The sequence below is a fragment of the Rhodopseudomonas palustris genome, assembly GCF_007005445.1.
Lineage (GTDB): Bacteria > Pseudomonadota > Alphaproteobacteria > Rhizobiales > Xanthobacteraceae > Rhodopseudomonas > Rhodopseudomonas palustris_G.
This window is the reverse complement of sequence record NZ_CP041387.1, coordinates 4272728-4287834: the sequence shown is the minus strand read 5'-3', so window position 1 is coordinate 4287834 and position 15107 is coordinate 4272728. Positions and strand designations below refer to the sequence as shown.

Here is a 15107-nt window from a genome sequence, read left to right as displayed (position 1 = left end):
GACCCAGCCGCCAGTATATTGCGCTGCACGGGGTACGAAGGACACAACGCGATGCCGGTCGTCATTGGTGAATTTGGTCGCCCGCCGGAGATGCCTGCGGAAGTCAGTCCGGCGCTGACCACGCCGATGTACTGGTTCTACGAGATGGCGCACGCCTCGCTCAATCCGGCGCGGGCGATGTCGGATGCGACCAAGCTCGCGTTCAAGAATCCGCTCAACCCGTGGAGCCACACCGAGTTCGGCAAGTCGGTGGCTGCTGCCTGCGAAGTGTTCGAACGCACCACCCGGCGCTACGGAAAGCCCGAATGGGGGCTGGACGACACTGAAGTCAACGGCATGCGGGTTCCGGTCGAAATCCACAGCGTGTGGGAGAAGCCGTTCTGCCGCCTGCTGTATTTCGAGCGCAAGCTGGAGCATCCGCTGCGCCATCCGCATCCGCGGCTGCTGATCGTGGCCCCGATGTCGGGTCACTACGCGACGCTGCTGCGCGGCACCGTCGAGGCGTTCCTGCCGACCCACGAGGTCTACATCACCGACTGGTCCGACGCACGGATGGTGCCGGTCGCCGCCGGCCGGTTCGATCTCGACGACTATGTCGATTACGTCATCGAGATGCTGCAGATGCTGGGCGGCAACGTCCACGTCATGGCGGTGTGCCAGCCATCGGTGCCGGTTCTGACCGCGGTGTCGGTGATGGAAGCCAATGGCGATCCCTTCGTGCCGCTGTCGATGACGCTGATGGGCGGCCCGATCGACACCCGCCGCAACCCGACCGCAGTCAACAATCTGGCCGCCGAGAAGGGGATCGACTGGTTCCGCAACCACGTCATCACCAAGGTGCCGTTCCCGCACCCCGGCTTCATGCGCGACGTCTATCCGGGATTCCTGCAGCTCAACGGCTTCATCAGCATGAATCTCGATCGGCACATGGACGCCCATCGCAACCTGTTCAACCATCTGGTTCAGGGCGACGGCGATCTCGCCGACAAACACCGCGAATTCTATGACGAGTATCTGGCGGTGATGGACCTGACGGCGGAATTCTATCTGCAGACGGTCGATCTGGTGTTCGTCAAACACGCGTTGCCGAAGGGCGAGATGACCCATCGCGGCAAGCTGGTCGAGCCTTCGAAAGTCACTCGCGTGGCACTGATGACGGTCGAGGGCGAGAACGACGACATCTCAGGTCTCGGACAGACCGAAGCGACGCACGGGCTGTGTAGCTCGATCCCCGACCACCGCCGCGTTCACTACGTCCAGAAGGGCGTCGGTCACTACGGCGTGTTCAACGGCTCGCGTTTCCGCTCCGAGATCGTGCCGCGGATCAGCGATTTTCACGCCTCGGCGGCGAGCGACGTGCCGGCGCGCGCGGCGGAGTAATTAGTACGCGTCGTCGGTCGGCGTCTGCTGTGGATGATGCGTCGGCTGATGATGAGTTTGTGCTGCGGAATCAAGCGCAAGCCGAGTCGTCAGAGGTGCAGGAGCGCTGGGGGAATCTGGATTCACGGGTTCCACAAGTAGTGAGGACTGAGTCACCTCTCAGGTCATGCTTTTGAATCAAAATTCGCGGAATTTTCGGGTTCCGGGGCCCATCACTTAGGGGTGCGACACGCGCTTTGCCCTGTATATTGGGCAAATGATTTGTTTTTGCGCCGAGCGCTTCCCATGGCGGCGGTTATGGCAGATTCCAGGGGACCTTCTGTTTCCTGGACCTGCAGACATGGCACGCGCACTTCTCTATCGGCGGCCCACCGAGCCGTCGACGATCCCTGTTCGGCACGGCTCACAGTTCTTTGCCGTTCGCATCCGGCGTCACCGCCGGGCCCGACGATACACCTTGCGGATTCATCCGAGCGATCGCGAGGCGATCCTGACGATGCCGCCGCGCGGGACGCTCGCCGACGCCAAGGAATTCGCCCAGCGTCATGGTGCGTGGATCGCGGCGCGTCTCGGCCGGCTGCCGAAGGCGGCGCCGTTCCTGCCCGGCACGGTGCTGCCGTTGCGCGGCCAGGACCACAAGATCGTGCACCGCGCCGGCCGCGGGACGGTATGGACCGAGGTGCGCGACTCCGGCGAGAAGATCCTGTGCGTCGCCGGCGAAACGCAGCACATCGAACGCCGGGTACTGGATTTTCTGAAGCGCGAGGCGCGCAAGGATCTGCAGAAGGCGTGCGATCGCTACGCCCCGGAACTGGGCGTCAAGGTCACCCGGCTGTCGCTGCGCGATCAATCGAGCCGCTGGGGATCGTGCACTTCGGCGGGCTCGCTGTCGTTCTCGTGGCGACTGATCCTGGCGCCGCCTTACGTGCTCGATTATCTCGCCGCTCATGAAGTCGCGCATCTGGTGGAGATGAACCATTCGGCGCGGTTCTGGCGGGTCGTAGGCCGGATCTGCCCGCAGATGGAGCGCGCCAAGACCTGGCTCGACACCTGTGGCAACGACCTGCACCGGTACGGCATTAGCGACTGAACGCTTTGATTGCGAGCGCGCCTGCACGCGTCGCCCTCTCCCCGACCCTTCCCGCAAAGCGGAGAGGGGATCGTCTCCCGCTGGTTGAGGTCGCACCCTCACAGATGTCGACGCTCACAGAGCCGTCGTCGGATGACGAGGCGCGCTGTGTGACCCGCAGCGGCGCGACGAGTGCGGCTCGCTCCCCTCTCCCCGCTTGCGGGAAGGGGTGAGGTGAGGGCTGCCGCGCATCCTGAGGCTTGCTACCAACCGCTCAGATCAGTGCGAGCCATTACCGTCCGAACAGCCGGTCCATCAGCCAGCCATCCAGTCCCGCGTCCGCTTCTGGCCGTACATTGGCGCGCGTCGGGGGCGGCATGCGACCCGCGCCTGGTGGTGGAGGCATGTCGGTGACCTGAGCTTCGCCGCGCGGGCCGGGTTGGGCGATAGTGCCGCCTGTCGGCGCCGCGCCGCTGAGGAAGCCGCCGATCGCACCGCCGATGCCGGAGCCCGATGCGGCGCCGGTGGCGCCGCTCGTCACCAGCGGGCCGCCGCTCCCGCCGCCGGGGAGCGGCTGCGGGGTGGTGCCTTTCAGCGCTTCGCGCATGAACCGCGTCCACACTTCGACCGGCAATCCGCCGCCGGTCGCCTTCCTGGTCGGCGAATTGTCGTCATTCCCGAGCCAGACCCCGGTGACCAGCGTCCCGGTGTAGCCGAGGAACCAGGCGTCGCGGAAATCCTGGCTGGTGCCGGTCTTGCCGGCGGCGATCCAGCCGGGCAGATCGGCCTTCTGCGCGGTGCCGGAGCGCAGCGTCTCCTGCATCATCGCATTCATCATCGCCGCCGCCCGCGGATCCATCACGCGGCTGGCGGTCTCGTTGCTGCGGGCGTACAGCAACTTGTTGCCTTGCGCGGTGCGGATCCGCTTCACCACATGGGGCGACGCCAGCAACCCGCCATTGGCGAATGCGGCGTAGGCGCCGACCAGCTCGGTGAGCGTCACCTCCGAAGTGCCGAGCGCGATCGACGGGTTCGCGTCGAGCTTGGAGGCGATGCCGAGCCGGTGCGCGGTCCGCACCACGTTCTTCGGCCCGACCTCGAGTCCGAGCCGCACCGCCACGGTGTTCAGCGACATCGCCAGCGCCTGTGTCAGCGTCACCGCGCCGAAATATTCGTGGGAGTAGTTCTCCGGCTTCCAGCCCTTGAGGTCGAGCGGGGCGTCCTGTCGAATCGTCTCCGGCGTCATCCCGGCCTCGACCGCTGTCAGATAGACGAACGGCTTGAACGCAGATCCCGGCTGCCGCTTGGCGGTCACCGCGCGGTTGAACTGGCTGTCCGCGTAGTTGCGCCCGCCGATCATCGCCCGCACCGTGCCGTCCGGCGTCATCGCCACCAGCGCGCCTTGCGTCACTTTGTACTTGACGCTCTTGGCCGCCAGCTCGTCGATGATGGCTGCCTCGGCGACCGACTGGAGCCTCGGATCGATCGAGGTTTCGACGATGATCGACTGGTCGATCTGCCCGACCAGATCGTCGAGCACTTCGCCGATCCAGTCGGCCACGTAGTTGATGGTGCCGGCGCCGGTCGGTTTGACGGTGTAAACGGGGTTGGCGATCGCGGCCTGGGCCTGCTTGGCGGTGACGAAGCCGGCTTCCGCCATCGCCGCCAGCACGATCTGAGCGCGCTTCTCGGCGCCTTCCGGATTGCGGTTCGGCGCCAGCCGCGACGGCGACTTGACCAGACCGGCCAGCATCGCGGCCTCGACCAGGGTGACCTCCTTGGCCGATTTGCCGAAATACTTCTGCGCTGCGGCCTCGACCCCGTAGGCACCGGAGCCGAAATACACCCGGTTGAGATACAGTTCGAGGATCTCGGCCTTGGAGTGCTTGCGCTCCAGCCACAGCGCCAGTTCGACCTCCTGCAGCTTGCGGGTCAGGGTGCGGTCCTGGGTCAGAAACAGGTTCTTGGCGAGCTGCTGCGTCAAGGTCGAGCCGCCCTGAGCCACGCCCCGGTGCAGCACGTTGGCGACCGCGGCGCGGCCGATGCCGAGCGGATCGACGCCGAAATGCGAATAGAATCTTCGGTCCTCGATCGCGATGAACGCTTTCGGCAGATATGGCGGCAGATCCTTCAGCGCCACATTGGTTCCGGCCTGCTCGCCGCGCACCGCCATGGTCGAGCCGTCGTCGGCCACGATGGTGATGGTCGGCGGCCGTTTCGGGATTTCCAGCGACTGGATCGGCGGCAGATGCGCACCGACCCAGACCATGACGCCGACCACCGCAAGCACCGCCCAGATGCCGGCGACCGCGCTCCAATACACCACGCGGCCGATCGCCCGGCGCACCGACGCGATCACGCCCTTGCGCGGCTTGCGCTTGCTCCGCGCCCCGCCGCCGGGCTTGCCGGCGGACTTCTTCTTCGGCTTGTCGTCGGCCAAATTCACCCGATCCTGCGGCGTCAGGCGCATGTCGGTGAGCGATTCACCGGCGCCGAATGTAGGCTCTCGCCTTTCGCCGGCTGTTTTCCTGCCCCACGCCATCGCATCGTCCACGCCGACCGTTGCGGCGGACGCTAGCGGAGCCGGTTTAAGGCCCGGTAAAGCGAAGGTTAAACCGCGGTTCCCAATTTGCCGAAAACGTCGCAGCTTGAGCCGCCGCGATCCATCGGGCTACACACTGTCGGCGCGGGATGCGGTTGCCGGCAGTTCGGAAAGGATCGGGCGATGACCAGGGTGTTGAGGACGGTGGCGGAGATCGAGGCGCTGCTGTTGCAGGACGTCCGCGGTCAGCGTCATTGTGACAAGGTCGAGGCGATCCGGATCCGGGCCTGCCAGCCCAGCGACGACAGCAACGGCGCCAACTGGAAGGTCGCCACGGTCGACCCGGGCCAAGCCAGCCGCGAATTCGCCGGCGCCGCGGTGATGACCGCGATGGATCGGCTGCAGCGCGAAGTCAGCGCCGTCTCCTGGGAGTGAGGGCGCAGCCCGTTCCGGCGCCCGGCGATCGGCGTCAATGATAGTCGCGTCGATGCGGCGCCGCGCCGATCTCGCCCATCAGCCAGCTCTTCATCTTGGCTCGGCTGGCAAACCGCTTGGCCTCTTCGAGCAGTTCGTCGCGCTCCTCGCCGGCCGGGGTCAGCGCCGCCTCGATGTATTTGGCGACCGCCAGCTCCTCGAGCTGTTCGACGGTGAAATAGCGATTGCTGTTGTGGTCTGCTCTCATGCTGATCCGCCGCCGCCGGCAGCGCCTCCACTCAACGGCCTTCACTCCCGTCTCCTGCCCGCATTCGATCCCGATTCGGGCATACTGTCTGTGCAGAATTGGTCGGTCCCCGGCGACGTATCAGGGTGTGCACGCGACCGCCGCGACGGCGGCGGCCGCTCCAGCTACCGACTGATCGGGGTCGTTACATCGCGGCGTCGTCCTCGATGATCGGGCCGAACAATTCCCAGCGCTCGCCGTTGAACTTCATCATCCGGAGCTGCTTGTTGACGCGGAAATCGGTCGGCGAGGTGTTGACCGACATGCCCGGCAGCGACAGGTCGCCGACGACGTTCTTCAGGCTGGCGGCCTGCTTCATGACGTTGTCGCGAGTGAGGTTGTCGCCGCACTGCTTCAGGATGGTGACCAGCAGCTCCGCCGTGGAGTAGCCGTAGCTGTTGACGGTGTTCATCTTGTCGCCTTCCGGATAATATTTGTCCATGAAGGCGAAGTACTTTTTCACGCCGGGATCGTCGGCCCATTGCGGATCGGCGGGATCCTTGCCGTAGTTGACGCTGATGATCCCCTTGGAGATGTCGAGGCCGGCCGGCTTCAGCGTCGCCGACACCGGGCTGGCGTTGATGTCGAGGATGTGCACCGGATTCCAGCCGAGATCGGCGACCTTCTTGATCGCCTGTGCGGCGAAGCGCGGCGTCGAGGCGTTGTACAGCAGCGTGGCGCCGGCGGACTTCAGCTTGACGATCTGCGAATCGACGGTCGGGTCGGTGAGTTCGTAGGACGCCTCCGCGACGATCATCTTGTCGGCCTTGTCGCCGAGGCCGGCCCTGAGCCCGGTGACGTAGTCGCGGCCGAGATCGTCGTTCTGGAACAGGATCCCGATCTTGGCGTCGGGATGGTTCTGCAGGATGTAACGCGCGTAGATCCGTCCCTCGGTCTGGTAATTCGGGTTGTAGCCCATCGTCCAGGGGAAGTTCTTCGGATCGGTGAAGCGCGTCGCGCCGGTGGCGGCGAGAAGCTGCGGGACTTTCTTGGCGTTGAGATATTTCTGCACCGCGGCGTTGGACGGCGTGCCGATGATCTGGAAGGTCAGCAGCACCTCGTCGCTTTCGACCAGCTTGCGCACCTGCTCGACCGCCTTCGGCGGCGAATAGGCGTCGTCGTATTGAATGAGGTTGACCTTGCGGCCGTTGATGCCGCCCTGGTCGTTGATCATCCGCATATAGGCGGCCTGGGTCTTGCCGATGCCCGCATAGGCCGACGCCGGACCGGAGAACGGCACGGTCTGGCCGATCTTGATCTCGGTGTCGGTGGCGCCGGTATCGTATTTCTTCTGTGCCGCGGCCGGGGCGGCAGTGAGCGCAATCGCAGTAACAGCCGCCGCGGCGGCCTGAACCAGGCTCTTCATCGGTCGTCGACTCCCTGTGGCTCGTGACCGGCGGTCTTCGCTGAGCCGCCGTTAGCAGGGAGTGTGGATCAGCACCGCGGCTCTGGCAATGGCGCTGCGGCGCCCGCCCTGTGTGCGGCGCAACCGGCCGGATATCAGGCCAGCCGGGCGACGATCAGCGCCAGCAGCGCCGGCACGGCCTGCACGAACAGGATGCGGCGGCTGACGCTCCAGGCGCCATACAGGCCGGCGACGATCACGCAGCCGAGGAAGAAGGTCGCGAGCTGGCGTGCCACCGCGGCGTCGGGATGCAGCAGGCTCCAGATCAGGCCGGCGGCGAGAAAGCCGTTGTAAAGCCCCTGGTTGGCGGCCAGCACTGCGGTAGAGGCGGCCTTTTCCGGCGTGTTGCGGAAGGTCTTCAGCCCGAGCGGTTTCGTCCAGAGAAACATCTCCAGCATCAGGAAATAGACGTGCAGCGCAGCGACCAGCGCGATCAGCGTGTTGGCGACAGCGTTCACGGGGCTCCTCCGGATGCAGACACCAGCGTCGGCCGTGTGATAGTAGCACGGGTAATCAAGATCAACGCAATGGGGGACGCATGACCGGGCATATCGATCCGACCAAGGAGGTGTTCGCGCAGTTCCGCGCCAACGATCGCGAGGGACCGATCCACATGCTCAATCTGGTGCGGCTGAGGCCGCGCGCCGCGTATCCGGACGGTCGCGAAGCGACCGGCGCCGAGGCCTATGCGGCGTACGGATGTGAATCCGGGCCGGTGTTCGAACGGCTCGGCGGGAAGGTGGTGTGGCAGGGCCGGTTCGAACTGATGCTGATCGGTCCGCAGGACGAGCATTGGGACCACGTGTTCATCGCCGAATACCCGAGCGTTGCGGCATTCGTGGAGATGATTCGCGATCCGGTGTATCGCGAGGCGGTGAAACATCGTCAGGCTGCGGTCGAGGATTCCAGGCTGATCCGGCTCGCGCCGCTGAAGCCCGGCAAGGGCTTCGGCGAGATCCCGACGTGATTGCGCTGCATCGGCCCTGGTGACCGCGGTGGCGCGGCTTCAACGCTTCCTATAGGTTGGAAATCCGTCCGCGTTCCTTCCCGGAGATTCGATCGATGCGCTTGTCGGTGCGCCTGACCCTGGCGATGACCGCACTGGTGGCGTGTACGGTGGCGGCGATCGGAGTGCTCGCTTACTACAATATCGGCCGGGCGGTGGTGCCGTCAGGTCTGACCCGGCTCGCTTATCAGGCCAAGGCGCGGCTCGGCGCCTACGAATCGGTGCTGCGCATCGTCCGCAACGAGGTGCTTTCGGCGCGGCTGCTGCCGGCCCACAGCGGTATCATTCGCGCGCAGCGCAACGGCGGCATCGACCCCGCGGGCGGGCTGTCCGAGGCGCAATGGCGGCAGCATCTGGCCGAGGCCTATGCCGGCAGCATGCAGGTCAAGCCCGGTATTCTCGCCTATCGCCTGGCCAGCCTCGCCGGCGACGGCCGCACGCTGATCGAGGTCGCCCGCAGCGGCGCGGGCGGCGCCATCCGCGTGATTCCGGATGCCGAACTGCCGCGCGCCGCCGACCGGGCGTTTCGCGGGGCAGTCGATCTGACCGGGGACGCCGTGTACTTCTCCCCGCTTCGTATCGTGCAGGGCGATGATCGCGACGGCGGCGTCTCGTATCCGCAGATCATGGCCGCGGCGCCGGTTCGCGACGCGGGCGGCACGGTGTTCGCAGTGCTGACCATCGAGCTTGACCTGCGGCCGGTGTTCGAACGCATTCGCGACGTTCTGGACAACGATACCGACGTGTATTTCGTCGATGCCGATGGCGGCTATCTGATGACCTACATGGCTGGACGGATCGTGCCGGCGGAACCCGAACGGCGCTGGCACGATGATTTTCCGGGGCTGGCGGCCGCGCTCGGCGACAAGCCCGGGACCGCCACCGTGATCTCCGGGCCGGACGGGCGTCGCTTGGCGGTGGCGATCGTCGTGGCGCCGCTGTCGAGCGGCGTGCGCACCGGGGTGATCGAAACCGAGCCGCTGGAACGGATCATGGCGCCGGCGACCGCGCTGCAAACGCCGGGCCTGATCGTCGGGCTCGCTGCGCTGCTCGGCGCGGTGCTGCTGTCGGCCCTGCTGTCGCGCTCGCTGGCCAAGCCGATCGCGCAGCTCACTCGCGCGGTGACGGCGTTCTCGCGCAGCGGGCGGCTGGTGGTGCCGGCCGGGCTGCACGGCGAAAGCCGGATTCTCGGCGACGCTTTCGTCGAAACCGTCGCCAGGATCGATGCGGCCAATGCGGCGCTGCGCAGTAAGTCCGAACTGCTCGACAAGACCATCGCCAGCATGGCGGACGCGGTCGCGGTGCTCGACGCCCATGGCAAGCGGGTGTTCGCCAATCCGACCTGCGTGGCGCTGTTCGGCGCCGCCGAGGAGATCGGCTCCGATCCCTGGAAGCTGAAATACAAGCGCTTCCTTGCCGACGGCGTGACGCCGATGCCGGACTACGACAGCCCGGCCGCGCGCGCCCGCCGCGGCGAGAGCTTCGACAACGTCGAACTCGGCATCCGTCGCGGCGACGATCCGGTGGTACAGCTCGCCGCCAGCGCGCGGCGGATCGAGAATCCCGACGGCTCGTTCGCCGGCGCGGTGATCGTGTATCGCAACGTCACCGCGTTCAAGGAGTCCGAACGCCAGCTTCGCCAGGCGCAGAAGATGCAGGCGATCGGCCAGCTCACCGGCGGCGTCGCGCACGACCTCAACAACATCCTCACCGTGATCACCGGCGGCATCGAGATCATCGCAGACGGCGTCGCCGACCGGCCGGCGCTGAAAGATGTCGCGGCGATGATCGACCAGGCGACGATCCGCGCCTCGGACCTCACCCACAGTCTGTTATCGTTTTCGCGCAAGCAGCCGTTGCAGCCGCGCAGCATCGACGTCAACGCGCTGATGCTCGACACCGTCAAACTGTTGCGGCCGACGCTCGGCGCCGGCATCGAGATCGATGTCGAGCCTGCGCCCGATCTGCGGCCGGCGCTGGCCGATCCGTCGCAGCTCGGCAGCGCGCTGATCAACCTTGCGATCAATGCCCGCGACGCGATGCGCGGCAACGGCAAGCTGCTGCTGGAGACCGGCAACGTCGATCTCGATCAGGCCTATGCGGCACAGCACGACGAAGTCAGCGCCGGACGCTACGTGATGTTGGCTGTGAGCGACACCGGCTGCGGCATTCCGGCGGCGATCCGCGACCGGGTGTTCGAGCCGTTCTTCACCACCAAGGCGGTCGGCGAGGGTACCGGGCTCGGACTCAGCATGGTGTACGGCTTCGTCAAACAATCGGGCGGTCACATCGAGCTGTACAGCGAGGAGGGCCATGGCACCACCATTCGGCTGTATCTGCCCTATGCTGCCGCGACAGTCGATGCCGGGCTCGACAGTGCCGCGCCGCCGCTGGCGCAGGGCGGTCGCGAATCGGTGCTGGTGGTCGAGGACGACACGCTGGTGCGCAGCTACGTGATGACGCATCTGAAGGCGCTCGGCTACACCGCGCATTCGGCGGCCTCCGCCGCGGAGGCGATGTCGATGGTGTACGACGATGTCGAGTTCGATCTGCTGTTCACCGATGTGATGCTGTCCGGCGGGATGAACGGGCCGCAGCTCGCCGACGAGCTGCGCAAGTACAAGCCGGATCTGAAGGTGCTGCTGACCTCCGGCTATACCGAAAACGCGATGCAGCATCACGGCCGGCTCGATCCGGCCATGCAGCTACTGCCGAAGCCGTATCGCCGCGCCGATCTGGCCCGGATGCTGCGCCGGGTGCTCGACGCCGAAGTCGCTGCTCCGGCGAAATAAACCGGCGTTTTCAACAGGGAACACGACGAATCGATTTGGTCCGGTGCCGTGCTCCGGGGGTTATGCACACGTGGTCCTCCGGCCGGTCATGCGTGCTGCATCTCGGCCGCAAGATCGCGTAGGTTGCCTTCGATTCGCCGCGCCGCCGTGGCCGAGTCCCCTCCTTCGAATCTGCCAAAGAGACTCCCAGTGCCGAACATCGCGTCCGTCATCGCATCCGAACTCGCCGTCCGTGAGCAGCAGGTCCAGGCCGCCATCGACCTGCTCGACGGTGGATCGACCGTGCCGTTCATCGCCCGCTACCGCAAAGAGGCGACCGGCATGCTCGACGACGCCCAGCTTCGCACGCTCGAAGAGCGGCTGCGTTACTTGCGTGAGATGGAAGCGCGCCGAACCGCGATCATCGACAGCATCAAGCAGCAGGGCAAGATGACGCCGGAGCTGGAAGCGGCGCTGCTGAAGGCCGACAGCAAGGCGCGGCTCGAGGACATCTATCTGCCGTTCAAGGAGAAGCGCCGGACCAAGGCGCAGATCGCGCGCGAGGCCGGGCTCGAACCGCTCGCCGACCTCCTGCTGCAGAACCCCGACAAGGATCCGCAGGCCGAGGCGGCGGCCTATGTGAAGACCGATGGCGAGCATCCGGTAGCCGACATCAAGGCCGCACTCGAAGGTGCCCGCGCCATCCTGGTCGAGCGCTTCTCCGAACACGCCGATCTCACCGGCTCGCTTCGTGAAGCGATGTGGAGTCGCGGCGCTCTGAAGGCGAGCGTGCGCGAGGGCAAGAATGCCGCGGGCGCCAAATTCGCCGATTACTTCGACTTCTCCGAGCCCTACGAGAAGTTGCCGTCGCACCGTATTCTGGCGCTGCTGCGCGGCGAGAAGGAAGAGGTGCTCAGCCTCGATTTCGGCGACGGCGAAGATCCGGAGTCGAAGGAGCCGACGCAGTACGAGAGCCGCATCGCCGCCACCTTCGGCATTTCCCGCAAGGGTCGGCCGGCCGACGGCTTCCTGTCAGACTGCGTGCGCTGGGCATGGCGGACGCGGATCAAGACGGCGCTGGCGCTCGATATGCGGATGCGGCTGTGGCAGCAGGCCGAGGTCGAGGCGGTGCGGGTGTTCGCGGCGAATCTGCGCGATCTGTTGCTCGCCGCGCCGGCCGGCGGCCGCGCCACGCTAGGGCTCGATCCGGGCTACCGCACCGGCGTCAAGGTCGCGGTGATCGACCGTACCGGCAAGCTGGTCGACCACGCCACGATCTATCCGCACGAGCCGGCGCGCAAATGGAACGAGAGCATGCTGACGCTGGCGCAGCTCTGCGTGAAGCACCGCATCGAGCTGGTGGCGATCGGCAACGGCACCGCCTCGCGCGAAACCGAAAAACTGGTCGCCGATCTGATGAAGGCCAAGCCCGATCTGAAGCTGACCAAGGCGATCGTGTCGGAGGCCGGCGCGTCGGTGTACTCGGCCTCGGAATTCGCCTCCAAGGAATTCCCCGATCTCGACGTCTCGATCCGCGGCGCGGTGTCGATCGCGCGGCGGCTGCAGGATCCGCTCGGCGAACTGGTGAAGGTGCCGCCGCAGTCGATCGGCGTCGGCCAGTATCAGCACGACCTCAATCAGCACGCGCTGGCGCGTGCGCTGGACGCCACGGTCGAAGACTGCGTGAACGCGGTCGGCGTCGATCTCAACACCGCGTCGGCGCCGCTGCTCGCCCGGGTGTCGGGTATCGGCGAGACGCTGGCGACCAACATCGTGGCGCATCGCGACGCCAACGGTCCGTTCCCGAGCCGCGACAAGCTGAAGGAAGTGCCGCGGCTGGGGCCGAAGGCGTTCGAGCAGTGTGCCGGCTTCCTTCGGATTCGCGATGGCGACAACCCGCTCGACGCCTCCGGCGTGCATCCGGAATCCTATCCGATCGTCAAGAAGATCCTGGCCGCCACCAAGAGCGACATCAAGGCGCTGATCGGCCAGACCAAGGTGCTGCAGGGGCTGAAGCCCCAGGCGTTTGCGGACGAGAAGTTCGGTATCCCGACCGTCAGCGACATCCTGAAGGAGCTGGAAAAGCCCGGCCGCGACCCACGCCCCGAGTTCAAGACCGCGACCTTCCAGGAAGGGGTCGAGAAGATCACCGATCTGAAGCCCGGCATGATCCTGGAAGCGACGATTACCAACGTCGCGGCGTTCGGCGCCTTCGCCGACATCGGCGTGCATCAGGACGGCCTGATCCACATCTCGGCGATGTCGGAGCGCCGCATCAACGATCCGCGCGAAGTGGTGAAGCCGGGCCAGGTGGTAAAGGTCAAGGTGCTCGAGGTCGACGTGCCGCGTAACCGCATCGGCCTGACGCTGCGGATGTCCGACCCGATCCCGGCCCCCGGCGAACGCCGCACCGGCGGTGGCGGCGGCGGTGCCAGCGCCAAGCTGGTCGACCGCTACAAGCCGAAGCAGGAAGCTCCGAGCGGCGGCGGCGCGTTCGCGGCGGCGCTGGCCAAGGCCGCGGAGAAGGGCCGCAGCAAGGGGCGGTGAGCGCGCTTTCGATCCAAGAGCAGCCCGGCCGAGCCGGGCGTCTCGAGGATGAGAACGCCCATGGTCCGGGTTGATGGTGGCTGCGCCGCTCCGGCGGCGTCGGTCGTTGCCTGGATATCGATTTCTCGTGCTGAACGAGGCTGTCCAAGGTTGATCGGCGGAAGGGACGGCCGTTCCTGTCCCTGCCCCATGCCGTGCTGGCGAAGGCTGCGGAAGCCAGGCACGGACCCGGCAGGTCGTTGCCGCCGCGGCGTGCGTCACGAAATCAGTCGTGCGCCGCGCTGGTAGGTCATGTACTCCCACATCCAGTTCGCCAGGACGGCAATCCGGTTGCGGCCCCCCATCATGAAGTAGACGTGAACGAGGCCCCAGAACATCCAGCCGGGAAAGCCCTTGAGCTTCAGTCCGCGAACCGACACCACGGCGGATTTCCGCCCGATGGTGGCGAGGTCGCCCTGGTGACGATACACGAACGGCTTTTCGACCGCTCTCCCGGCGGTCTCGGCGGCGATCAATGCGCCGACGAATCGGCCCATCTGCTTGGCGGCGGGAGCGAGGCCCGGAACCGGTTGTCCATCGCTCTGCGCCGCGGCGATATCGCCGATCGCGAACACGTTGCGGTGCGACGGCACCCGCAGGAATTCATCGACGATCAGCCGCCCGGAGCGGTCGGCATCCGCCGCCAGCCACTCTGCGGCCGGCGTCGCGCGCACGCCTGCCGCCCACAACATGCAGCCGGTCTCGATCCGGCGCCCGTCGGACAGCGTCACCGCGTCACGGGCGCAGTCGGCCACCGACACCCCGGTCAGCACTTCGACACCCATCCGCCGCAGCGATCTCGCCGCATAGTCGGAGAGCTGGGCATCGAACGTCGGCAACATTCGTTCACCGGCCTCGATCAGCACGATTCCGGCGGCGCGTGGATTGATCCGGCGAAAGTCGCGCGCCAGCACATTGTGAGCGATGTCGGCGATCGAGCCGGCGAGTTCGACCCCGGTCGGCCCGCCGCCGACGACCACGAAGGTCATCGCGCTGCGCCGCGCGGTGTCGTTATCGGCGCATTCGGCCTGCTCGAAACAGGTCAGGATCTGCGTCCGGATTCGCGTCGCGTCTTCGATCGTCTTCAGACCAGGGGCGACCGCAGCCCACTCGGGATGGCCGAAGTAGGAGCTGTTCACGCCTGCGGCGACGACAAGATAGTCGAACGGCACCGTCGGACCATTGCGGGTCAAGACCCGCTTGCTCTCGACGTCCACGCCCTCGACCTCGGCCATCAGCACGGTGACGTTGTCCTGATCGGACAGGAGCGACCGGATCGGCCAGGCGACGTCCGCCGGTGACAGGGCCGCGGTCGCGACCTGATACAACAGCGGCTGGAAACAATGATGATTCCTGCGGTCGATCAATGTGATATTGACCTCGGCGTGCGCCAGCGCGCGCACCGCTTCAAGGCCGCCGAAGCCGGCACCGATCGCCACGACCGAAGGGCGCCGCACCTCGGACGCCATCACTCAGAGCCCGCATAACAGCGTGCCGGCCAAGCGGTTGTACGCACGTCCTTGGCTGCTCCGCATTGCTTTTGCCTCCTTCGCCCGGCCGACCGGCTGAACGCCGCTCCGGTCAACGAAGGACTCGCAAATGCGGCGTCGCGTTCCCGAGGCAAATC

11 protein-coding genes are annotated in these 15107 nt (G+C 66.3%); 6 read left to right on the top strand and 5 right to left on the bottom strand.

The features are described 5' to 3' along the window. Positions 1–51 precede the first annotated feature (51 nt). Complete coding sequence (locus FLL57_RS19720; protein WP_013500456.1) at positions 52–1380, top strand: polyhydroxyalkanoate depolymerase; 1329 nt, start codon at positions 52–54, stop codon at positions 1378–1380. Between the two features lie 256 nt (positions 1381–1636). Further along, the gene (locus FLL57_RS19715; protein ID WP_013500457.1) at positions 1637–2470 is read left to right on the top strand and encodes a M48 family metallopeptidase; all 834 of its coding nucleotides are present in this window, start codon (positions 1637–1639) and stop codon (positions 2468–2470) included. A gap of 271 nt (positions 2471–2741) precedes the next feature. Here the strand turns inward: FLL57_RS19715 and FLL57_RS19710 are convergent, their stop codons facing one another. Then, complete coding sequence (locus FLL57_RS19710) at positions 2742–4991, bottom strand: transglycosylase domain-containing protein (RefSeq protein ID WP_142884253.1); 2250 nt, start codon at positions 4989–4991, stop codon at positions 2742–2744. Between the two features lie 183 nt (positions 4992–5174). On the opposite strand from FLL57_RS19710, the gene FLL57_RS19705 reads away from it, so the two are divergent. Next, positions 5175–5426 carry a hypothetical protein gene (locus FLL57_RS19705; protein ID WP_013500459.1) on the top strand — a complete coding sequence of 84 codons (252 nt, stop codon included), beginning with the start codon at positions 5175–5177 and terminating at the stop codon, positions 5424–5426. Between the two features lie 34 nt (positions 5427–5460). Here the strand turns inward: FLL57_RS19705 and FLL57_RS19700 are convergent, their stop codons facing one another. From FLL57_RS19700 to FLL57_RS19690, 3 genes are all read right to left on the bottom strand, one after another. Then, on the bottom strand, positions 5461–5673 hold the full coding sequence (locus tag FLL57_RS19700) for a hypothetical protein (protein ID WP_013500460.1): 213 nt from the start codon (positions 5671–5673) through the stop codon (positions 5461–5463). A 184-nt stretch (positions 5674–5857) separates the two neighbouring features. Next, a complete protein-coding gene (locus FLL57_RS19695; RefSeq protein WP_013500461.1) occupies positions 5858–7078 on the bottom strand; it encodes an ABC transporter substrate-binding protein in 1221 nt (406 codons plus the stop codon). Positions 7079–7212: 134 nt separating this feature from the next. Beyond that, positions 7213–7575 carry a DUF1304 domain-containing protein gene (locus FLL57_RS19690; RefSeq protein ID WP_142883784.1) on the bottom strand — a complete coding sequence of 121 codons (363 nt, stop codon included), beginning with the start codon at positions 7573–7575 and terminating at the stop codon, positions 7213–7215. 80 nt (positions 7576–7655) lie between these two features. On the opposite strand from FLL57_RS19690, the gene FLL57_RS19685 reads away from it, so the two are divergent. The 3 genes from FLL57_RS19685 (at position 7656) to FLL57_RS19675 (ending at position 13441) form a co-directional block, all read left to right on the top strand. Further along, positions 7656–8084: a DUF1330 domain-containing protein gene (locus tag FLL57_RS19685; RefSeq protein WP_142883782.1), complete on the top strand. Its 429-nt coding sequence runs from the start codon at positions 7656–7658 to the stop codon at positions 8082–8084. Between the two features lie 95 nt (positions 8085–8179). Continuing rightward, the gene (locus tag FLL57_RS19680; protein WP_142883780.1) at positions 8180–10915 is read left to right on the top strand and encodes an ATP-binding protein; all 2736 of its coding nucleotides are present in this window, start codon (positions 8180–8182) and stop codon (positions 10913–10915) included. A gap of 189 nt (positions 10916–11104) precedes the next feature. Continuing rightward, positions 11105–13441: a Tex family protein gene (locus tag FLL57_RS19675; protein ID WP_142883778.1), complete on the top strand. Its 2337-nt coding sequence runs from the start codon at positions 11105–11107 to the stop codon at positions 13439–13441. 257 nt (positions 13442–13698) lie between these two features. Here the strand turns inward: FLL57_RS19675 and FLL57_RS19670 are convergent, their stop codons facing one another. Then, the gene (locus FLL57_RS19670) at positions 13699–14949 is read right to left on the bottom strand and encodes an NAD(P)/FAD-dependent oxidoreductase (protein ID WP_142883777.1); all 1251 of its coding nucleotides are present in this window, start codon (positions 14947–14949) and stop codon (positions 13699–13701) included. Between the last annotated feature and the right edge of the window lie 158 nt (positions 14950–15107).